The sequence below is a fragment of the Rhodococcus sp. TAF43 genome, assembly GCF_052113525.1.
Lineage (GTDB): Bacteria > Actinomycetota > Actinomycetes > Mycobacteriales > Mycobacteriaceae > Prescottella.
The window spans coordinates 81,115-101,079 of record NZ_JBFRDL010000012.1; the positions used below are offsets into that span (position 1 = coordinate 81,115).

Here is a 19,965-nt window from a genome sequence, read left to right on the forward strand (position 1 = left end):
TGACGGGCAGCCGGGGCCGATGTGCGTGACGGGTGCCATATCTCGAACAGCGGGGCCGGTTCGCGTTTCCCGGGGGTGACGAGGGAAGCTGTAACCATGACCACCGAGACCTCTGCCAGCACCGAGGCTGCCCGCGCCCAGATCGGCGTTACCGGGCTCGCCGTTATGGGATCCAACATCGCCCGCAACTTTGCCCGCCACGGCCACACCGTGGCGCTGCACAACCGCAGTGTCGCCAAGACCGATGCGCTGATCGCCGAGCACGGTAGCGACGGTGATTTCGTCCGCACCGAGACCATCGAGGAGTTCGTCGGCGCGCTGCAGAAGCCGCGACGCGTGCTGATCATGGTCAAGGCCGGCGACGCGACCGATGCGGTCATCGAGGAACTCGCGAACGCGATGGAGCCCGGTGACATCATCATCGACGGCGGCAACGCGCTGTACACCGACACGATCCGTCGTGAGGCGGCGCTGCGCGAGCGCGGTCTGCACTTCGTCGGCGCGGGCATCTCCGGCGGCGAGGAGGGTGCCCTCAACGGCCCGTCGATCATGCCCGGCGGTCCCAAGGAGTCGTACGCGGCGCTCGGCCCGCTGCTCGAGTCGATCTCGGCGCACGTCGACGGCACCCCGTGCTGCACGCACATCGGCCCCGACGGCTCGGGTCACTTCGTGAAGATGGTGCACAACGGTATCGAGTACGCCGACATGCAGCTGATCGGCGAGGCCTACAACCTGTTCCGTGACGCCCTCGGCTTCGACGCCGACAAGATCGCCGACGTGTTCACCGAGTGGAACGCGGGCGAGCTCGAGAGCTACCTCGTGGAGATCACCGCGGAGGTGCTCAGGCAGAAGGACGCCGAGACCGGCAGGGCACTGGTCGACGTCATCGTCGACGCCGCCGAGCAGAAGGGCACCGGCCGCTGGACGGTCAAGTCCGCGCTCGATCTCGGTGTGCCGGTCACCGGCATCGCCGAGGCCGTGTTCGCCCGCGCGCTGTCCGGTTCGCGTGACCAGCGCAAGGCAGCGCAGGGGCTGGCGTCGGGCGACCTGGGTGCCAAGCCGACCGATGTCGAACAGTTCACCGAGGATATCCGCCGCGCGCTGTACGCATCGAAGATCGTCGCGTACGCGCAGGGCTTCGATCAGATCCGCGCGGGCAGCGAGGAGTACGACTGGAACCTCACCCCGGGTGACCTGGCGACCATCTGGCGCGGCGGCTGCATCATCCGGGCCCGCTTCCTGAACCGCATCAAGGATGCATACGACAGCAACCCGAACCTCACGTCGCTGATTGTCGAGCCGTACTTCCGCGAGGCGATCGAGAACGCGATCGACAGCTGGCGTCGCGTGGTCGTCACCGCGACCACCCTCGGCATCCCGGTGCCGGCGTTCGCGTCGTCGCTGTCGTACTACGACGGCCTGCGCGCCGAGCGCCTGCCGGCGGCCCTGACGCAGGGCCAGCGCGACTTCTTCGGTGCGCACACCTACGAGCGCATCGACAAGCCGGGCAAGTTCCACACCCTCTGGAGCGGTGACCGCTCCGAGATCGAGGCCTGAACCTCGTCGGCGGACAGATGACGGGGGCGGACGCGACCAGCGTCCGCCCCCGTCGCACGTCCGCGGTCAGGCGCCGTGGATTTGCCGGTGCAGCACGTGCACGTCCTCGACGAGTTCCGGGATCGGTCCGACCACGGTGACACCGGGGGCGACGGCCTGGATCGGCAGCGGGCTCACCGGGGCCGGCGCCACCCCCATCTCGGTCAACCAGCCCACCAACTGTTCGGTGGAGGCGACGTAGACGATCCGGCCCAGACCCACCCAGGCGTGSGCGGCCGCGCACATCGGGCAGTGTTCGCCCGAGGTGTAGACCGTCGCGCCGGCGCGCTCGTCGATGGTCAGGTTCTCGGCGGCCCAGCGGGCGAGTTCGAACTCCGGATGCCGTGTCCGGTCGCCGCCGGCGATCCGATTGCGGTCCTCGGCCACCGCGGTGCCGTCGGCGGTGGCGAGCACCGATCCGAACGGCTCGTCGCCGGCCAGCAGGGCCTCGGCGGCGAGATCGACGCACCGCTGCAGGTGCCGGAACTCGGCGTCGGACACCGACGGCCTGGAACTGCGGGATTCGGACACGTCTACCTCCTCGTGGACCGTGGCGCGAGAGGATCGTCCACGGGAAAAGCTGAATTCTGTCATCCGCCGTACGCGGTAACCTGTGACTTCACACGCGAGCTGCGTCTGTGCCCGGGTCTGCGGCCCGGTTTCTCACCGGCCCTTACGGAGGCACCCCATCCCGATGTCCGACCGCTCCGACGTCACCTTCGCACAGTTGGGGCTTCCGCCCACGCTCGTGCACGCATTGGGCCGGGACGGGGTGAAGACCCCGTTCCCCATCCAGGCGGCGACGATCCCGGACATCCTCGCCGGACGGGACGTGCTCGGCCGGGCGCCGACCGGGTCCGGGAAGACGCTCGCGTTCGGGTTGCCGATGCTGGTGCGGCTGATCGGAAAGGCGAGCCGACCGGGTCGCCCGCGCGCCGTCGTGTTGGTCCCCACCCGTGAGCTGGCCGCCCAGATCGACAAGGCGCTCGACGAGTCGGCGCTCGCGCTGGGCCTACGGATCGCGCTGCTCGTCGGCGGGGTGCCGTTCAAGGGGCAGGCGGTGCGGCTCTCGCGCGTCGCGGACGTCGTCGTCGGCACGCCCGGCCGGATCGCCGATCACCTCGCGTCGGGGACGATCACGCTCGACGACGTCGTGGTCACCGCCGTCGACGAGGCCGATCACATGGCCGAACTCGGGTTCCTCCCCCAGGTGACGGAGGTGCTCGACCGGACGCCCACGCAGGCGCAGCGGCTGCTGTTCTCCGCGACGCTGGACGGCGAGGTCGACGCCCTGGTCCGGCGGTATCTCACCGATCCGGTGCTGCACGCGACCGCGCCGCCGGAGGCGTCCGTCGAGACGATGACGCACCACGTGCTGTACGTCGAGCGGTCGGACAAGGCGGAGGTCGTCGCGCGGATCGCTTCCCGGGCGGGACGCACGCTGCTGTTCGTGCGGACCAAGCACGGGGTGGACCGGTTGCACGAGCAGCTGCGAGCCGTCGGCATCGACGCGGGCGCGCTGCACGGCGACAAGCCCCAGGGCTACCGGACGCGGACGCTGGCGGAATTCGCCGACGGCACCCGACCGGTGCTGGTCGCCACCGACGTCGCCGCGCGCGGCATCCACGTCGACGACGTCTCCCTCGTCGTGCACGTCGATCCGCCGACCGAATCCAAGGCCTACCTGCACCGCGCGGGCCGCACGGCGCGGGCCGGCGAGGCCGGCGCGGTGGTCACGCTGGTGACCGAGGACGAGCGTGCCCCGGCGGCGAAGGTTATGCGTGCGGCCGGCGTCGAGGCGGAACCGATCGCGGTCGGACCGAACGACCCGCGGCTGGCCGCGATCACCGGTGCACGCCGTCCCAGCGGCGTGCCCATCCCGGATCCGGTGGCGCCCCAGCGGACGGCCGACGAGCGGCCGACCCGGGTGTCGCTGCGCGGCACCGCGCTACCGCCCCGCGGCGCCGCCGGGCAGAAGGACCGCGACGGGGCGCAGAAGCCCGGCCGCGGCGACCAGCGTCGGGCCCGGCCCGGTGCGGCGCCGCGCAGCCGTCGACGCCGCGGGGGTGCCTGAGCGCCATGCTCGCCTCCGTCCTGTGCGCACTGGTCGCCGCGTTCCTGTTCGCGTGCGCGTCGGTGGCGCAGCAGAGCGCGGCATCGCAGGTGCCGGAGGAGCAGTCCCTCATCGCGTCGCTGATGCGCAGTCCCCGCTGGTGGGCGGGCCTGCTCGGCGACGGCGGCGGCTACCTGATGCAGGTGGTGGCGTTGGCGCTGGGTTCGGTGCTGGTGGTGCAGCCACTACTGGTGACGGCATTGCTGTTCGCGTTGCCGCTGTCGGCGCGGTTCTCGGGGACCCGGTTCCCGCGCAGTTCGTGGGGGCTGGCGGTCGCGCTCAGCGCCGCGCTGGCGGTGTTCCTCGTCGTCGGCAATCCCACCGCGGGCGGCGTCGACGCCCCGTGGGCGCAGTGGGCCGTCCCGCTCACCGCGGTGGTGGCCGCCATCGCGGTCGCGACGCTGGTCGGCCTGTCCCCGCGGGTCGCCCCAGGTCGGCGGGCGCTGCTGCTCGGCGCCGCGAGCGGCGCGCTGTACGGGGTGGCGGTGGCGTTCACCAAGTATGTGACCGATCTGTTCGAGCGCGGGTTCGTCGAGGTGATCGGCGCGTGGCAGACGTACGCGCTGCTCGCGGCCGGGATCGTCGGCGTGTATCTGCAGCAGCGCGCCTTCCAGGTGGGCCCGCTGTCGGCGTCGCTGCCGGCGATGACGATCGGCGAGCCGGTGATCGCGGTGTTCCTCGGGATGACGGTGCTCGACGAGCGCCTGCGCGTCTCCGGCGTCGGGATCGCGGTCATCGTGGTCGCCGCCGCCGTCATGGTGGGGACGACGATCGCGCTCTCCCGCGATCAGGCCGCACTGCAGCGGGCGCCCGAGCCGGTCGCGGACTGACGGGAATGCCCGGCGGCCGGTCCGCGTTGCACCCCCGAGAATGAAATCCAATCTTCAACTATCGGGTTCGCCCGATCCACATCAGGAGGAAGCATGGGTTCGACCACCCGCTCGGGACAGATCTTCCGCCTCGGCGGCCCGTGGCAGGCACTCGATCCGTTCCTGTTCGCGGTCCACCACGTCGACCACTATCCGGAGGGCACCGCGGACATGACGCCCGCCGTCGACGTCTCCGACCGCCCGCTCGGCCAGGACTTCGGCAATCCGTCCGGCTGGAACATGTACCACGGCACGACGGTGCCCGGTTTCCCCGCACACCCGCACCGCGGGTTCGAGACCATCACGATCGTCCGGCGCGGCTTCGTCGATCACGCCGACTCCACCGGCGCCGGCGCCCGCTACGGCGGCGGCGACGTGCAGTGGGTCACCGCGGGAGGCGGGGTCAGCCACTCGGAGATGTTCCCCCTCCTGAACACCGACCGCGACAACGACTTCGAGCTGTACCAGATCTGGCTGAACCTGCCGGCCCGCAACAAGTCCGCGCCGCCGGAGTTCAAGATGCTCTGGAACGAGGACATCCCCGCCGTCGAGGTCGTGGGCGAGACCGGCACCGCGCACGTGCGGGTGATCGCCGGCCGCTTCGGGGACCGGGACGCGCTGGCACCGCCCGCCCACTCCTGGGCGGCCGAGGACAGCGCCGACGTGGCCATCTGGCTGGTGGACCTCGAACCGGGCGCGGCGATCGAACTCCCCTCCGCGGCCTCCGCCGACGCCCGGCGGGTCCTCTACGTCCACGGCGACGGGGCCCGCGTCGACATCGACGGCACCGCCGTCGAATCCGGGTGGGGCTACGCGCCCGACGACGGCGACAGCCTGTCCGTGCGCGCGGACACCCGGTCGACGGTGTTGATGCTGCAGGGCGTGCCGATCGGCGAGCCGGTCGCCGCGCAGGGCCCGTTCGTCATGAACTCCGAGCGCGAGATCATGCAGGCGTACAACGACTACCGGACCACCAGGTTCGGCGGCTGGCCGTGGCCGTCGGAGGCCCCCGTCTACAGCCGCGAGACGGGCCGCTTCGCCCGCTACGGCGACGGACGACTCGAACGCCCCGAGTCGGCACCGGCAGACGACACGGACCCGACGCTCGCCTGATACCGGGCACGGGGCCGGTGCGGGCAGTACGCTCGGCCACTGTGGAGTTCCTCGAAGGGCACCGCCCGCCGTACGACCTCACCTACGACGACGTGTTCCTCGTCCCGAACCGGACCGACGTCGCGTCGCGCTTCGACGTGAGCCTCGCGACGTCGGACGGGTCCGGGACCACGATCCCGATCGTCGTCGCCAACATGACCGCGGTCGCGGGACGGCGGATGGCCGAGACCGTCGCCCGGCGCGGTGGGCTCGTGGTCATCCCGCAGGACGTGCCGTCGTCCGCGGTCGCCGAGACCGTCGATTTCGTCAAGAACCGGCATCTGGTGGCGGACACGCCGATCACCCTCGATCCCGAGGACGCCGTCTCGGATGCGCTGACGCTGCTGCACAAGCGCGCGCACCGGGCCGCCGTCGTCGTCGACGGCGGCAAGCCGGTCGGGGTGCTCACCGAATCGTCCTGCGCGGACGTGGACCGCTTCACACGTGTCGGCGCCGTCGCGGTGCGCGACTTCGCGACCGCGCCGGTGACGGCGACACCCCGCGAGGTGTTCGCCCTGCTGGAGTCGCGGCACGATCCGCTCGCGGTGATCGTCGACGCCGACGGCATGCTCGCCGGCGTCCTCACCCGCACCGGCGCCATCCGGGCCGGGATCTACACACCCGCGATCGACCAGCACGGCCGACTTCGCGTCGCCGCCGCGGTCGGCGTCAACGGAGACGTCGCGGCCAAGGCGAAGGCGCTCGCCGATGCGGGCGCCGACCTGCTGGTGCTCGACACCGCGCACGGACACCAGCAGCGGATGCTCGACGCGCTGCGTTCGGTCGCCGCGCTCGGCCTGGGGGTCCCGCTCGTCGCCGGCAACGTGGTGTCCGCCCGAGGCACCCGGGACCTCATCGAGGCCGGCGCGAACATCGTCAAGGTCGGCGTCGGCCCCGGCGCGATGTGCACCACCCGGATGATGACCGGTGTCGGCCGCCCCCAGTTCTCCGCGGTGGCCGAGTGCGCGGCCGCCGCGCGCGAACTGGGTGCGCACGTGTGGGCGGAYGGGGGCGTGCGGCATCCGCGCGACGTCGCGCTCGCGCTGGCGGCGGGCGCGGCGAACGTCATGGTCGGGTCGTGGTTCGCGGGAACGTACGAATCGCCCGGCGAGCTGCGGATCGACCGGGACGGCAACCGGTACAAGGAGAGCTTCGGGATGGCGTCCAAGCGGGCCGTCGCGGCCCGCACCGTCGACGACACCGCGTTCGACCGTGCCCGCAAGGGTCTGTTCGAGGAGGGCATCTCCACCTCCCGGATGCTCCTCGATCCGGCGCGACCGGGCGTCGAGGACCTGCTGGACCACATCTGCGCCGGGGTCCGCAGCACCTGCACGTACGCCGGTGCCCGGACCCTCGACGAACTGCACGACAAGGCCGTCATCGGCGTCCAGTCGGCGGCCGGGTTCGCGGAGGGGCGTCCGCTCCCGTCCGGCTGGTGACTCCCCCACCCACAGCGCGAACGCATGTCCGTTTCATCCCATTCATGCCTCGACCGGTACAGTGGAAGCTCTATTTCCGGAAATATGATCGGCGCAGCATCCGTTGTTCGTGACGTAATGCGCCGCCCGACAGAGAGGACTCCGGTGCCCGAGGCACCCATACACACACCCCCCGACGCACCCCCCGTGGCAACCTCCCCGGGCTCGAATGCCGAGTCCGCCGGTGTCGAAGGTTCCTCCGAAACCTCGGAGGGGTCCTCTACCGAGCCGGGAGACAAACCCGGCGGCCCCGAACTACTCGGCGGGCGGTGCTGACGTGAACATCGCACTGACTGCCCTCAGCCTGGTCGGCTTCGTAGCCTTGACCGCAGGCACCGCCATCTTCGTGGCGGCGGAATTCTCCCTCACCGCGCTCGAGCGCAGCACCGTCGACGCCCACGCACGCGACGGTGACCGACGCGCCCGACAGGTCCAGCACGCGCACCGCACGCTGTCGTTCCAGCTGTCCGGCGCCCAGCTCGGCATCACGATCACGACACTGATCACCGGTTACCTCGCCGAACCGGTGCTGGCCCGGTTCATCACCCCGATCCTCGATGCGATCGGGCTGTCCGCGTCGACGGCGAGCGGAATCTCGCTGGCGCTGGCCCTGATCATCGCGACGTCGTTCTCGATGATCTTCGGTGAGCTGGTCCCGAAGAACCTGGCCATCTCCAGGCCCCTGCCCACCGCCCGCGCCACCGCCGGCCTGCAGGCCGGCTTCTCGCTGATCTTCAAGTGGGCGATCAACGGCCTCAACGGCACCGCCAACTGGGTGGTCCGACGCCTCGGCATCGAACCCGCCGAGGAACTGCGCTCGGCACGGTCCCCGCAGGAACTCGGATCTCTCGTCCGCACATCCGCCGAACGCGGATCGCTGGACGCCGGCACCGCGCTGCTGGTGAACCGCTCGCTGCGGTTCGGCGAGCTCAGCGCCGAGGAGCTGATGACACCGCGTGTGAAGATCGAGTCCCTCGACACCGACGCCACCGTCGTCGACCTCATCGACGCCGCCTCGCGCACCGGGTTCTCCCGGTTCCCGATCGTGGACGGCGATCTCGACAACACCATGGGCGTCGTGCACATCAAGCACGCGTTCACCGTCCCGGCGGCGCGCCGCGGCATGACACGACTCGACAGCCTCGCGCAGGCCGTGCCCGTCGTCCCGTCCTCGCTCGACGGCGACTCGGTGATGGAACAGATCCGGGCCGACGGCATGCAGGTCGCACTCGTCGTCGACGAGTACGGCGGCACCGCCGGCATCGTGACCATGGAGGACCTCATCGAGGAGATCCTCGGCGACGTCCGCGACGAGCACGACGAGCCCGAGATCGACGTCCAGCGCGTGGGTCACAGCTGGTCCTGCTCGGGACTGCTGCGCACCGACGAGATCACCCGGGCCACCGGGTACACCGCCCCCGAGGGCGAGTACGACACCCTCGGCGGCCTGGTGCTGACCTGTCTGGGCCGGATCCCGGTCGAGGGCGACGAGGTACCGCTGCCCGATTCGCACGGCAATCCGATCGGCCCCGACGGCCGCGGCTGGATCGCCCGGGTACTGACGATGGACGGCCGACGGATCGACCGGGTGCTCCTCACGCCGGTCCCCGCCATCGGCGCGACGCGAGAGGAGAACGACCGTGGGTGACCTGTTCGGTGTTCTGCTCACCGTCGTCCTGCTCGCCGGCAACGCGTTCTTCGTCGGTGCCGAGTTCGCACTCATCACCGCCCGCCGCGACCGCCTCGAGGCCCTGCACGCGCAGGGCAAGAAGCGGGCCCGCACGGTCATCTCGGCGGGCGAGAACCTGTCGCTGATGCTCGCGGGCGCGCAGCTGGGCATCACGATCTGCTCGATCCTGCTCGGTAAGGTCGGCGAGCCGGCCATCGCGCACCTGATCGAGGCCCCGATGGACGCCCTCGGTGTCCCGGACGGACTGCTACACCCGATCGCGTTCACGATCGCGTTGGCGCTGGTCGTGGTCCTGCACATCCTGCTCGGCGAGATGGTCCCGAAGAACATCGCGATCGCCGGACCGGAGAAGACAGCGATGCTGCTGGTGCCGATCCACCTCGGGTTCATCAAACTGGTGCGCCCGCTGATCGGCTTTTACAACATCAGCGCCAACGGCATCCTCAGGATGCTGCGCGTCGAGCCCAAGGACGAGCTCGACGCCACCGTCTCCGCGATCGAACTGTCGGAGATGATCGGCGAATCCCACACGGAGGGCCTGATCGACGAGGAGGAGCACAGGCGTCTGACGCAGGCGCTCGAGACGGAGGGCCGCACGGTCGCCGACGTCATGATCCCGTCCGACAAGGTCCGCACGGTGCCGCTGTCCAGCGACGGCACCACCCTCGGTTCCGTCGAGGAGGCGGTCATCGAGACCGGTTACTCGCGGTACCCGGTGCGGGACGCCGACGGCTCACTGGTCGGCTACCTGCACCTCAAGGACGTGCTCGACCGGGTCGCCGACGAATCGGTCGGACCGGAGACGGTGATCCCGCGCTCCGACATCCGACGCCTGCCCCGCATCTCGGTGACCCTGCCGCTCGACGACGCTCTTGCCGGGCTGCGCCGCGCCAGCTCACACCTCGGGGCCGTGGTCGACGCGTCCGGCAGCGTGATCGGTATCGTCGCGCTCGAGGATCTGGTCGAGGAGTTCGTCGGCACCGTGCGCGACGGCACGCACCGGATCGACGACGTGATTCCCGGTCAGAAGGCGGTCTGAGAGTTGTGAGTTCGGCAGTTCTGCCGGAAGAGGTGTGGACTGCCCGACGAGACCGCCACCGCGAGACGGTGGCGGATCTCGTCGGGCCGCACCTGCAACGTCGTGCGGCCGGCGTGAGTCACCCGGTGCACGATTTTCTGTTCACGTACTACAGCGTGCGCCCGAATCAGCTGCGCCGCTGGCATCCCGGTTTCGGTGCCGCCCTCGCCGGTGACGCCGCGGCGGACTACCTGAAGTACGCCGGGTACACGGCCACCGAGCGGGGCGTGACCGTCTCCCCCGACGTCCTCGAACACCGACGCGCGACCGTCGAGTACGTCGCCGCGCTGCTGTCCGCGACCGCGCAGCGACGCCCGCACCTGAGCTGCTTCGGCCTGCACGAGTGGGCGATGGTCTACCACGGCGGCGACGAGGCGGTACGCCACTCGCAGGTCCCGCTGCGGCTCGGGCACGCCGGCACCGACGAGGTGGTCGAGTCGATGAGTCTGCGCTGCACCCACTTCGACGCGTTCCGCTTCTTCACCGCCGACGCCGCACCCCGCAACGAGGTGCCGCTGAGCCGGGACGAGCAGGTCGCGCGCGAGCAGCCGGGCTGCCTGCACGCCGGGATGGACCTGTACAAGTGGGCGACCAAGCTCGGATCGCTCGTCGAATCCGAGTTGGTCATCGACTGTTTCCGTCTGGCAACGGACGCGCGGGAACTCGACATGAAGGCCAGCCCCTACGACCTCGCCGACTACGGCTACGAGCCCGTCCGCATCGAGACCCCGCAGGGCCGCGCCGACTACGTCCGCGAGCAGGTGGCGCTCTCGGAGCGTGCGGCGCAGTTGCGCGGGCGACTGCTCGGGCGATGCCGGACGCTGCTGACCGACCACGCGGCCGAGACGATCCTCGCCGATTAGCTATCCGCCCGTAACCACTAAATTGTTCGACGGTCTGGGGGGACATTTCGAGCACATCTCGCGCGTCTACCGCAGCCTTGCGGCGCCCGCCCGGGACGCCGATGCACACCATCGCCGCGTCCCACGCGGCACCGAATTCAGGGGGAATTCTCATGGCTCGCCATGCTGCGAAGCAAAACCGTTGGGCGCGACGCGCCGTCGTCGCCGGCGCGCTGCCGGTCGCGATCGTCGCCGCCTCGGCCGGCACCGCGCACGCACAGGACACCGGATCCGCGAACATCCCGGCCCTGCCCGAGATGCCGCAGATCGAGGTTCCGCCGCTGTACAACCCATACGACCTGAACGCGCGACCGTTCAATGTTCTGCAGCTCGGGTACGCACCCACGCCCCAGCAGCGCGTCGCGGACTACACCGACACCGGCCAGTTCCTGGGAGCTACCGCCGGCCACGTGATGGGGGGTTCGTTGATCGGCGTGCCCGTCGGGGCCATCGCCGCCGCCGTTGTCGCAGCGGGTGGTCCCGCGTCCTGGCCGGTAACGCTGGGGCCCGCTGTCGCCGCGACAGCTGCAGCAACGCTGATCGGAGGGTTCGCCGGCGGTTCCGTGGGGGCCGACCTCGGCGCCAACGCCGCTACGGATCTTGCCAACCAGCACAACGCCGAAGGCCGCACCGGATCGCTGTAGCAGTCGAGCCGTCGCGCCCCGCGCGCGAATCGGCGTCCCGCGCGCACCGTTGCGCGCGCACCGTTGCGCGCGCACGGCGCCGATTCGCGCGCGGCGCCGGCGGTCAGGGCACGCGGTAGGTCCACTCCGGGTTCGCGAACTTGTTCTCGACCAGTTCCCTCGCGGCGGCCAGTTCGGCGTCGGTGTACGAACTGGTGTGGGTGTCGTAACGGGCGCGGAAGTGCGTGAGGAACGCGGCGATGATGTCGTCGCGATCCATGCCGGTCTGTGAGCGCATCGGGTCGACCCGCTTGCCGGAGCTGGTGATGCCCTTGTCGGAGATCTTCTCGCGGCCGATGCGCAGCACCTCGGTCATCTTGTCGGCGTCGATGTCGTAGGCCATCGTCACGTGGTGCAGCACCGCACCGGCGGCGAAGCGTTTCTGCGCGGCCCCGGCGATCTTGCCCTTGTCGGAGGCGATGTCGTTGAGCGGCACGTAGCGGGCGTTGATACCGACGTCGGCGAGCGCACCCATCACCCACTGGTCGAGGAACTCGTACGAACGCTCGAAGCTCAGCCCGTCGACCAGCGAGGTCGGCACCGCCAGCGAGTAGGTGATGCAGTTGCCGGGCTCCATGAACATCGCGCCGCCGCCGGAGATTCGCCGGACCACGCCGATGCCGTGCCGGGCAGCCGCCTCCTCGTCGACCTCGTTGCGCACCGACTGGAACGACCCCAGCACCACCAGCGGCGAGTCCCAGTCCCAGAACCGCAGCGTCGGGCGGCGCTCCCCGGCCGCCACCTCGCGGGTGATCACCTCGTCGAGGGCGACGTGCATCGCCGGATCCAGCACGACGGGTTCGATGACGTCGAAGGTGTGGTCGTGCCAGCTGGTCGCGTGGCCGAGAGCGCGTCGGATCGCGATGCCCACCGACTCCGGAGTGAAGCCGATCATCGCGACGTCGTCACCCAGCGCCCCTGAGATCGCCTGACCCAACTGCGCGGAATCGGCAGCGACGGGCATGCCGGTGACCGCGGCGGTGATGTCGTCGAGCGCCTCGTCCGGTTCGAGAAAGAAGTCGCCGGACAACGACACCCGCGACAGGCGCCCGTCCTCCACCTCGACGTCGACCACCACGAGCTTGCCACCGGGAATCTTGTATTCACCACGCACGCCGGAAAGCGTATCGGTGAGTGCGACAGCGCAGTGGCGCGGAGGCCGGACACCCCTACTGTGTGATCGACGGGCTGTGTGATCGACGGGCGGGGCGCCGAGCCCACGGGACGAGAGGATTTCGATGACCGACGCGACGAATCAGGAGGCGGCCGTCGAGCTGCAGGCGACGATGTTCGACCTGCTCGGTCGCATCGCGGTGCTCGAGCGCGACGTGTTCCGCACTGTCGGCCAGGGTGGCCCCGAGTTCGAGGCCGCGCACCGGGCCGTCGTCGACTTCGCCGAGTTCACGCTGCGCCCCTGGCATCGGGCCGCCGAGGAGGCGCTGTACCCTGCGGCCGCGCCGGTCGTCCGGGCGCAACTGCTGGTCGAGGGTCTGCTCGGCGAGTGGCAGACGGTCGAGCAGGCGTACTCGCGGCTGTCGTGTGTGAGCACCGACCGGGTCCGCGTCGCCGCCGACATCAGCGCTCTGCGGGTGTTGCTGGTGGTGATGCTGGGCAAGTGCATGGATCTGCTGGTGCCGGCGCTCGCCGAGGACGGTATTCCGCTCACAGACGCGGCGGAGCGGCTCGCGGCGGCAGCGGCCGCGACCGCCGAGCAGGGATAGAACGACGAAGGCCCGCAGCGTCACACGCTGCGGGCCTTCACCTTGGGGCGACTACTTCCGGGCGAGCGGGCTGTAGAACACCAGGCCGTTGCCGTTGTTGTCGTAGACCACCGCGCGCCGCTCGTGGGCGTCGTCGTACGGGCCCTTCACGATGGCCCCGCCGCCTTCCTCGATCGCCTTCGCCGCGGCGTCGACGTCGGCGGTCTTGATGCCGACGACGACCTTCCCGGGGATCGGGTGGTCGACGGCGGTCGCGAGCGCGATCGTCACCGATCCGCCGTCGAGGGCCGCGAAGTGCGCGCCGTCCCGGAACTTCAGCGTCATCCCGAGGGTCTCGGTGTAGAACTTGACGGCCTCGTCCAGGTTCTCGGTCGAGAGCATGATCATCTTGGCGTCGTAGTCGCTCACTTGTACCTCCTGTACTTGATCAACTTCGCTCCACACGAAACGGCAGGAACGCCGCCGCGTCAACAGCAGCGCCGCTCATCGCATGTGCCGGACCGCTCGTCGAGGCGTCACCCGGCAACGCCCCGGGCCACCGCGCGATGATCGTGACCGGCCAGTATCATCTGTGCACGATCGGCCAACTCGCCTTTCGTGATCGAGTCTGCATCCGGACGCGCACCGTTCGTCCCACCGCAGTCGGCGCCCACCTCACGCGCCTCAGCTCTCCAGCTGTATTCGTCGATGCCGTCCCGGCAGCCGCACCGGACTGATCTCCTCCGGAAGCTACCGCCGGGTAACATTGTTGTCGTCCCGTTCGGCGTCCCTGCTGTGGATGCTGCTGGTGGTACCGGAAAAAGTGAGGCAGTTCAATGACTGAACGCGTGCAGGTCGGTGGTCTTCAGGTCGCCAAGGTTCTCTACGACTTCGTGAATGATGAGGCTCTTCCCGGCACCGGCGTGTCCGCCGAGACGTTCTGGGAGGGCGCGGGCAAGGTCTTCGCCGACCTGGCGCCGAAGAACAAGGCACTGCTCGCCAAGCGTGACGATCTGCAGGCACAGATCGACGCGTGGCACCGCGAGCGCGCCGGCAAGCCGCAGATCGCCGCCGAGTACAAGGCGTTCCTCCAGGAGATCGGCTACCTGCTGCCCGAGCCTGCGCCGTTCCAGGTCGCGACCGAGAACGTCGATGCGGAGATCGCCACCACCGCCGGCCCGCAGCTGGTGGTTCCCGTGCTCAACGCCCGCTTCGCGCTCAATGCGTCCAACGCCCGCTGGGGCTCGCTGTACGACGCGCTGTACGGCACCGACGCGATCTCCGAAGAGGGCGGTGCCGAGAAGGCGCCCGGAGGAAAGCCCGGCTACAACAAGGTTCGCGGCGACAAGGTCATCGCGTGGGCCCGCAACTTCCTCGACACCGCCGCGCCGCTGGCCAAGGGTTCGCACGCCGAGGCCACCCGCTACTTCGTGGTCGACGACAAGCTGGCGGTCGAGCTGGGCGGTGAGGTCATCACCGGGCTCGCGCAGCCCGAGAAGTTCGTCGGATTGCTCGGCGACAAGGACTCCCCGACGTCGGTGCTGCTGCGCAACAACGGCCTGCACGTCGAGATCGAGATCGACCCGACCTCCCCGATCGGCCAGACCGACGGCGCCGGCGTCAAGGATGTCGTGCTCGAGTCCGCGATCACCACGATCATGGACTTCGAGGACTCCGTCGCGGCCGTCGACGCCGACGACAAGGTGGTCGGCTACCGGAACTGGCTGGGACTCAACCGCGGCGACCTGTCCGAGTCGTTCGACAAGGGCGGCAAGACCGTCACCCGCACGCTCAACGGTGACCGCACCTACACCACCCCGGACGGCGGCGAGCTCGCGCTACACGGCCGCTCGCTGCTGTTCGTGCGCAACGTCGGTCACCTGATGACCAACCCGGCGATCGTCGACGCCGACGGCAACGAGCTGCCCGAGGGCATCCTCGACGCGCTGATCACCGGCGCGTGCGCGGTCCACGGCCTGAGCATCGACGAGGACCACGGTCCGCTGAACAACTCCCGCACCGGCTCGATCTACATCGTCAAGCCCAAGCAGCACGGCCCCGAAGAGGTCGCGTTCACCACCGAGCTGTTCGGCCGCGTCGAAGAGGTTCTGGGCCTGCCCACCAACACGCTCAAGGTCGGCATCATGGACGAGGAGCGGCGCACCACCGTCAACCTCGCGGCCTGCATCAAGGAAGCGGACCAGCGGGTGGTGTTCATCAACACCGGCTTCCTCGACCGCACCGGCGACGAGATCCACACCTCGATGGAGGCCGGTGCCATGGTGCGCAAGGCCGACATGAAGAAGCAGACGTGGATCACCGCGTACGAGGACTGGAACGTCGACACCGGACTGGCCACGGGTCTGCAGGGCAAGGCGCAGATCGGTAAGGGCATGTGGGCCATGACCGACCTGATGGCCGACATGCTCGAGCAGAAGATCGGCCACCCGAAGGCCGGCGCCAACACCGCATGGGTGCCCTCGCCCACCGGCGCGACCCTCCACGCGACGCACTACCACCAGGTGGACGTGTTCGCGGTCCAGGATCAGCTCAAGGGCAAGCCCCGCGCGACCGTCGACGAGATCCTCACCATCCCGCTCGCGCCCAGCACCGACTGGTCCGAGGCCGAGAAGCAGCAGGAACTCGACAACAACTGCCAGTCGATCCTCGGCTACGTGGTGCGCTGGATCGACGCGGGCGTCGGCTGCTCCAAGGTGCCCGACATCCACGACGTCGCACTCATGGAGGACCGCGCGACGCTGCGTATCTCGAGTCAGCTGCTCGCCAACTGGCTCCGCCACGGCATCGTCACCGAGGCCGACATCGTCGCGAGCCTCGAGCGGATGGCGCCGGTCGTCGACCGGCAGAACGAGGGCGACGCGTCGTACCGTCCGATGGCCCCGAACTTCGATTCCTGCATCGCCTTCCAGGCGGCGAAGGAACTGATCCTCGAGGGTGGCAAGCAGCCCAGCGGCTACACCGAGCCGATCCTGCATCGCCGTCGCCGCGAGTACAAGGCCGCCAACGCCTGATCGCGACCTGAGTCCGCATGCGGCCCCGGCACCGTCACAGGTGTCGGGGCCGCGTGCGTCAGGATGTCCGTATTCGCAACTAGACTGCGTTCGTCAGGGCCGGTCAGGAGCCGGTCCTTCGGTTGTGAAGCGAGGCGGTTGAACACGTGGGGCAACATCGCAGTGACCGACGCGCACGCGGCGTCAGCAAGGGCCCGGTCATCGCAGTGGTGTCGGTGATCCTCCTGGTTCTCGCCGTCGTCGGCTGGTTCCAACTGCGGGACCGCACCAGCAATGAGGGAACGACGGCGGCGGGTGCGTGTGTCGAGGGCGACGCCACCCTGGAGGTGGCCTCATCGCCGGACATCGCCGACCAGATCCGCGAACTCGCGGCCCGCTACACCGCCACCGATCCGGTGGTCCGGGACCACTGCGTGTCGGTGTCGGTGACCGCACACGACTCCGCCGCCGTCGCCGACGCCCTCGGCGGCGCCCCCAGGGGGCCGTGGAACGGCGATCTCGGGCCGGCGCCGGCGCTGTGGATCCCGTCGAGCAGCCAGTCGGTCAACCGCGTGGCAGCCACCGGCGGTGTGGTCGACGGACAGCCCAAGTCGCTCGCCACCAGCCCGGTGGTGCTCGCCGCCCCGAGGGAACTGGCTCTGGCGTTCACCGCGGCGGGCACCGGGTGGCAGAACCTGCCCGCACTGCAGTCCGGCAAGGACACGCTGGACGGGCTCGGGCTACCCGGTTGGGGCTCACTGAAACTCACGCTGCCCGCGGGCTCCCCCACCGATCAGGCGCTCGACGCCGTCGCCGCGTCCACCGCCGATGTCGGCGCGGGTCCGCTCGACGAGACGCAGGCCGCCTCGCCGCAGGTGACCGCCGCGATCGCGGCCCTCGCGAACGGCAGCAAGGCCATCGACGGGGCGCCGACATCGACCGCGGACGCGACCTCGGCGCTGGCAGCCCAGCCGGAACCGGCAAAGGGCACCTTCCACGCAGTGCCCTCGACCGAGCAGCAGATCCGCGCCCTCGGTAAGAAGGCGTCCGGGCTGGTCGCCTTCGCGCCCGCCGGTGCGACGCCGGTCGCCGATCATCCCGCCGCGATCCTGGCGACGCCGTGGGTCGACGAGACCCTCGGCCGCGCCGCCGCCCAGTTCGTGGACTTCCTCCGTCAGCCCGAGCAGGTCCGGACTCTCGTCGATGCCGGATTCCGGGTCGGCGACGACATCCCGGCCGCAACGGATCAGGCGCCGATGCCCCCGATCGGACAGGTGCTCGCACCGGCCACCGGCCCCGCCCAGCAACACCTGCTGCAGACGTTCGCGAATCCCGCCGTCCCGCAGGCCACCACGATCCTGCTCGACGTCTCCGGCTCGATGGGCTACGACGACGGCACCGGCACCCGCCTGAGCAACACCGTCGACGCAGTGTCCCGACAGATCGCGAGCCTGCCCGACTCGTCCGACATCGGCCTGTGGGTGTACAGCCGCGGGCTCGACGGCAACAAGCCGTACCTGGTGAAGGTGTCCACCGGGCCGCTGTCCGAGGGCACGCGACGGCAACAGCTGGACAGTGCGCTGCAGTCGCTGCGCCCCGCGACCGCGACGTCGACGTACGCGTCGGTGATCGCCGCCCACAAGAGCGCCGTCTCCGGGTTCGTCGCCGACCGCCCCAACTCGGTCCTGCTGATCACTGACGGACCCAACGACGACACGTCCACCACCAAGCAGCAACTCACCCGCGAGCTCACCGGTTCCGCACAACCGGTCCGGGTCGACGTCATCTCGATCGCCGAGAACAGCGACCAGGCGACCCTGCAGGCGATGGCCGAACAGACCGGTGGAACCTTCACCGCGGTGCCGTCGACACAGGGTCCCGAACTCGGTGCCGCGCTCGGACAGATGCTGTCGTAGACCATGGTCCGCATCGCCGTGTTCGGCGTCTTCCTGGCGCTGGTGAGCTGGTGGGTGCACCGACGTCTCGTCCGCGCGACCGGGCTGACCGGTCGCGCGGCACGCGCCGTCGACATCGCCCTGATCACCCTGTGGGTGCTGGCGCTGATCGGTCTCGGCAGCGGCGAGGTCTTCGACCCGACGTGGGCCCGGATCCCCGGCTTCGTCGGCTGGGTGTGGCTCGCGGCGCTGCTGTACCTGGTGCTCGGGTTGGTCCTGGTCGCCGCCGGATCGGGCATTGCCCGCCTGGCGGGTCGACCGCAACCCACCGACCCATCGAGGCGCCGCGTGTTGCGCGGTGCGACGGCCGCGGTTGCGGTGGCCGCCGTCGGGGCCGCCGGCTACGGCGTCGCCGAGGCCCGCACACCGGGCATCGAGCGCGTGCGGGTGCCGCTGCGGCGCCTGCCGAGCCAGTTCGCCGGCATGCGGATCGCGCTCGTGACGGACCTGCATGTCGGCCCGGCTCGCGGCGTCGGGTTCACCCGCAAGGTCGTCGAACTGGTCAACGCGCAGAAACCCGAGCTGATCCTGCTCGGCGGCGACCTGGTCGACGGCACGGTCGCGAAGGTGGGACCGGACCTCGAGCCGTTGCGCGACCTGCGCGCGCCGCTCGGCGTGTACGGCGTCAGCGGCAACCACGAGTTCTACGCCGGCGACGGTGGCCGATGGCTGGACCTGTGGGACCGGCTCGGCATCCGCACGCTCCGCAACGAGCGCGTCGAGATCGCGCGCGGCGGCGCGGTGATCGACCTCGCAGGCATCCACGACCGCACCTCCCCCACCCCGTACGAACCGGACCTGCCCGCGGCACTGGCCGGCCGGGATCCGGAACGCTTCGTGATGCTGCTGGCGCACCAGCCGAAGCAGGCGATCGAGGCGTCGGAACTGGGCGTGAACCTGCAGTTGTCGGGCCACACGCACGGCGGACAGATGTGGCCGCTCGGCTACCTCGTCCCCCTGCAGCAGCCGTCGGTGACCGGACTCGATCGGATCGGCGACACCGTCCTCTACACGTCCCGCGGGGCGGGTGCGTGGGGGCCGCCCGTTCGGGTCGGCGCCCCGCCGGAGATCACGATCCTCGAGTTGGCCAGCCGCCCGGCAGGGTGAGTGTGGGGTGTGCCCCCGTCGTCTCGGCTGCTCGAAACCGAGGTGTCGGTGGGGTGAGATTGTTGCATGGCAGGCCCTGGAATTCTGGATTTCTCAGGGGTTCCGTCGCATACCGATTTCCGTACGCCGACACCGGTCCGGATTCCGGCGATTGCCGGACTACAGCGACGGGCAGARAATCCGACGCGCCTGATCCCAGAACGGGAACAGCTCCGGACTGGTCGCCTCCGGGCGGTCGACCCGCACCCGGTCGAGGTATTCCAGGAACGTCCGCCCCGGAACGCCGGCGGTGATGCATGCTTCGAGGCCGCGTTGTGCCGCCTCCTGGGCGCCCAACCCCCTACCCCACGGGCCGAGGTCGCTCGTCACGTAGGCACCGAGGCCTTCTCCCCACCGGTCGTAGGCATGCTGAAGCTCGAAGTCGCACCCATCGGGAAGCAACTCGGCGCAGGTCACGGTACGCCCGCGGACCGTGAACGCGCTGTTCTCCACCGGTCGCGCACCGTCCTCCCCTGCGACATCGGACAGCGCCCGGAACGACGCGACTCCTACCCCGAACAGTGCCGCGACGACGAGTACCGCCACCAGAATCCGCGACATGCCGCCCCTCCCGTTGCTGCGCATCCCGGCC

The 19,965-nt window shown here is 70.0% G+C and carries 17 protein-coding genes; 13 read left to right on the forward strand and 4 right to left on the reverse strand.

Features of this window, described 5'->3' with window-relative positions; all coding sequences use genetic code 11:
- The first annotated feature begins 96 nt into the window (after positions 1-96).
- Positions 97-1,557 (forward strand): NADP-dependent phosphogluconate dehydrogenase, encoded by a 1,461-nt coding sequence (gndA, locus tag AB4Z09_RS10965; RefSeq protein ID WP_114723535.1) that lies wholly within the window; start codon positions 97-99, stop codon positions 1,555-1,557.
- A gap of 66 nt (positions 1,558-1,623) precedes the next feature.
- Here gndA and AB4Z09_RS10970 read toward each other — a convergent pair whose 3' ends face one another.
- Positions 1,624-2,127: a nucleoside deaminase gene (locus tag AB4Z09_RS10970; protein ID WP_254622510.1), complete on the reverse strand. Its 504-nt coding sequence runs from the start codon at positions 2,125-2,127 to the stop codon at positions 1,624-1,626.
- Positions 2,128-2,290: 163 nt separating this feature from the next.
- Here AB4Z09_RS10970 and AB4Z09_RS10975 point away from each other — a divergent pair, with 163 nt between their 5' ends.
- The 8 genes from AB4Z09_RS10975 to AB4Z09_RS11010 all read left to right on the forward strand — a co-directional run bounded on the left by AB4Z09_RS10975 (position 2,291) and on the right by AB4Z09_RS11010 (position 11,522).
- Positions 2,291-3,670 (forward strand): DEAD/DEAH box helicase, encoded by a 1,380-nt coding sequence (locus AB4Z09_RS10975; RefSeq protein ID WP_442239717.1) that lies wholly within the window; start codon positions 2,291-2,293, stop codon positions 3,668-3,670.
- Between the two features lie 5 nt (positions 3,671-3,675).
- Positions 3,676-4,539 (forward strand): DMT family transporter, encoded by an 864-nt coding sequence (locus AB4Z09_RS10980; protein WP_441346772.1) that lies wholly within the window; start codon positions 3,676-3,678, stop codon positions 4,537-4,539.
- Between the two features lie 93 nt (positions 4,540-4,632).
- On the forward strand, positions 4,633-5,691 hold the full coding sequence (locus AB4Z09_RS10985; protein WP_174910447.1) for a pirin family protein: 1,059 nt from the start codon (positions 4,633-4,635) through the stop codon (positions 5,689-5,691).
- A gap of 41 nt (positions 5,692-5,732) precedes the next feature.
- On the forward strand, positions 5,733-7,169 hold the full coding sequence (locus AB4Z09_RS10990) for a GuaB1 family IMP dehydrogenase-related protein (protein ID WP_174910449.1): 1,437 nt from the start codon (positions 5,733-5,735) through the stop codon (positions 7,167-7,169).
- 316 nt (positions 7,170-7,485) lie between these two features.
- Positions 7,486-8,856, forward strand: coding sequence for a hemolysin family protein (locus tag AB4Z09_RS10995; protein WP_114723529.1), 1,371 nt, complete (start codon positions 7,486-7,488; stop codon positions 8,854-8,856).
- Positions 8,849-9,937 (forward strand): hemolysin family protein, encoded by a 1,089-nt coding sequence (locus AB4Z09_RS11000; RefSeq protein ID WP_174910450.1) that lies wholly within the window; start codon positions 8,849-8,851, stop codon positions 9,935-9,937. The genes AB4Z09_RS10995 and AB4Z09_RS11000 overlap by 8 nt, the downstream gene beginning before the upstream one ends.
- A gap of 5 nt (positions 9,938-9,942) precedes the next feature.
- Positions 9,943-10,839, forward strand: a complete 897-nt coding sequence (locus AB4Z09_RS11005) for a 3-methyladenine DNA glycosylase (protein ID WP_442239718.1) — start codon at positions 9,943-9,945, stop codon at positions 10,837-10,839.
- Positions 10,840-10,991: 152 nt separating this feature from the next.
- Positions 10,992-11,522: a hypothetical protein gene (locus AB4Z09_RS11010; RefSeq protein WP_174910454.1), complete on the forward strand. Its 531-nt coding sequence runs from the start codon at positions 10,992-10,994 to the stop codon at positions 11,520-11,522.
- Between the two features lie 103 nt (positions 11,523-11,625).
- Here the strand turns inward: AB4Z09_RS11010 and AB4Z09_RS11015 are convergent, their stop codons facing one another.
- A complete protein-coding gene (locus tag AB4Z09_RS11015) occupies positions 11,626-12,675 on the reverse strand; it encodes a lipoate--protein ligase family protein (RefSeq protein WP_442239719.1) in 1,050 nt (349 codons plus the stop codon).
- 124 nt (positions 12,676-12,799) lie between these two features.
- Between AB4Z09_RS11015 and AB4Z09_RS11020 the strand changes: the two genes are divergently transcribed.
- Positions 12,800-13,282: a hypothetical protein gene (locus AB4Z09_RS11020; RefSeq protein ID WP_442239720.1), complete on the forward strand. Its 483-nt coding sequence runs from the start codon at positions 12,800-12,802 to the stop codon at positions 13,280-13,282.
- Between the two features lie 51 nt (positions 13,283-13,333).
- Here AB4Z09_RS11020 and AB4Z09_RS11025 read toward each other — a convergent pair whose 3' ends face one another.
- Complete coding sequence (locus AB4Z09_RS11025; RefSeq protein WP_114723523.1) at positions 13,334-13,690, reverse strand: VOC family protein; 357 nt, start codon at positions 13,688-13,690, stop codon at positions 13,334-13,336.
- Positions 13,691-14,097: 407 nt separating this feature from the next.
- On the opposite strand from AB4Z09_RS11025, the gene AB4Z09_RS11030 reads away from it, so the two are divergent.
- From AB4Z09_RS11030 to AB4Z09_RS11040, 3 genes are all read left to right on the forward strand, one after another.
- The gene (locus AB4Z09_RS11030) at positions 14,098-16,293 is read left to right on the forward strand and encodes a malate synthase G (protein ID WP_442239721.1); all 2,196 of its coding nucleotides are present in this window, start codon (positions 14,098-14,100) and stop codon (positions 16,291-16,293) included.
- Between the two features lie 146 nt (positions 16,294-16,439).
- Complete coding sequence (locus AB4Z09_RS11035) at positions 16,440-18,188, forward strand: substrate-binding domain-containing protein (RefSeq protein ID WP_442239722.1); 1,749 nt, start codon at positions 16,440-16,442, stop codon at positions 18,186-18,188.
- A gap of 3 nt (positions 18,189-18,191) precedes the next feature.
- A complete protein-coding gene (locus tag AB4Z09_RS11040) occupies positions 18,192-19,334 on the forward strand; it encodes a metallophosphoesterase (protein ID WP_174910461.1) in 1,143 nt (380 codons plus the stop codon).
- A 159-nt stretch (positions 19,335-19,493) separates the two neighbouring features.
- Here the strand turns inward: AB4Z09_RS11040 and AB4Z09_RS11045 are convergent, their stop codons facing one another.
- Positions 19,494-19,934, reverse strand: a complete 441-nt coding sequence (locus AB4Z09_RS11045) for a hypothetical protein (protein WP_442239723.1) — start codon at positions 19,932-19,934, stop codon at positions 19,494-19,496.
- Positions 19,935-19,965: the final 31 nt, after the last annotated feature.

Bases quoted from the DNA above. Each gene is read 5' to 3' on its own strand.
- gndA (WP_114723535.1), top strand. From the start codon at position 97: ATGACCACCGAGACCTCTGCCAGCACCGAGGCTGCCCGCGCCCAGATC.
- AB4Z09_RS10975 (WP_442239717.1), top strand. From the start codon at position 2,291: ATGTCCGACCGCTCCGACGTCACCTTCGCACAGTTGGGGCTTCCGCCC.
- AB4Z09_RS10980 (WP_441346772.1), top strand. From the start codon at position 3,676: ATGCTCGCCTCCGTCCTGTGCGCACTGGTCGCCGCGTTCCTGTTCGCG.
- AB4Z09_RS10985 (WP_174910447.1), top strand. From the start codon at position 4,633: ATGGGTTCGACCACCCGCTCGGGACAGATCTTCCGCCTCGGCGGCCCG.
- AB4Z09_RS11010 (WP_174910454.1), top strand. From the start codon at position 10,992: ATGGCTCGCCATGCTGCGAAGCAAAACCGTTGGGCGCGACGCGCCGTC.
- AB4Z09_RS11020 (WP_442239720.1), top strand. From the start codon at position 12,800: ATGACCGACGCGACGAATCAGGAGGCGGCCGTCGAGCTGCAGGCGACG.
- AB4Z09_RS11030 (WP_442239721.1), top strand. From the start codon at position 14,098: ATGACTGAACGCGTGCAGGTCGGTGGTCTTCAGGTCGCCAAGGTTCTC.
- AB4Z09_RS11040 (WP_174910461.1), top strand. From the start codon at position 18,192: ATGGTCCGCATCGCCGTGTTCGGCGTCTTCCTGGCGCTGGTGAGCTGG.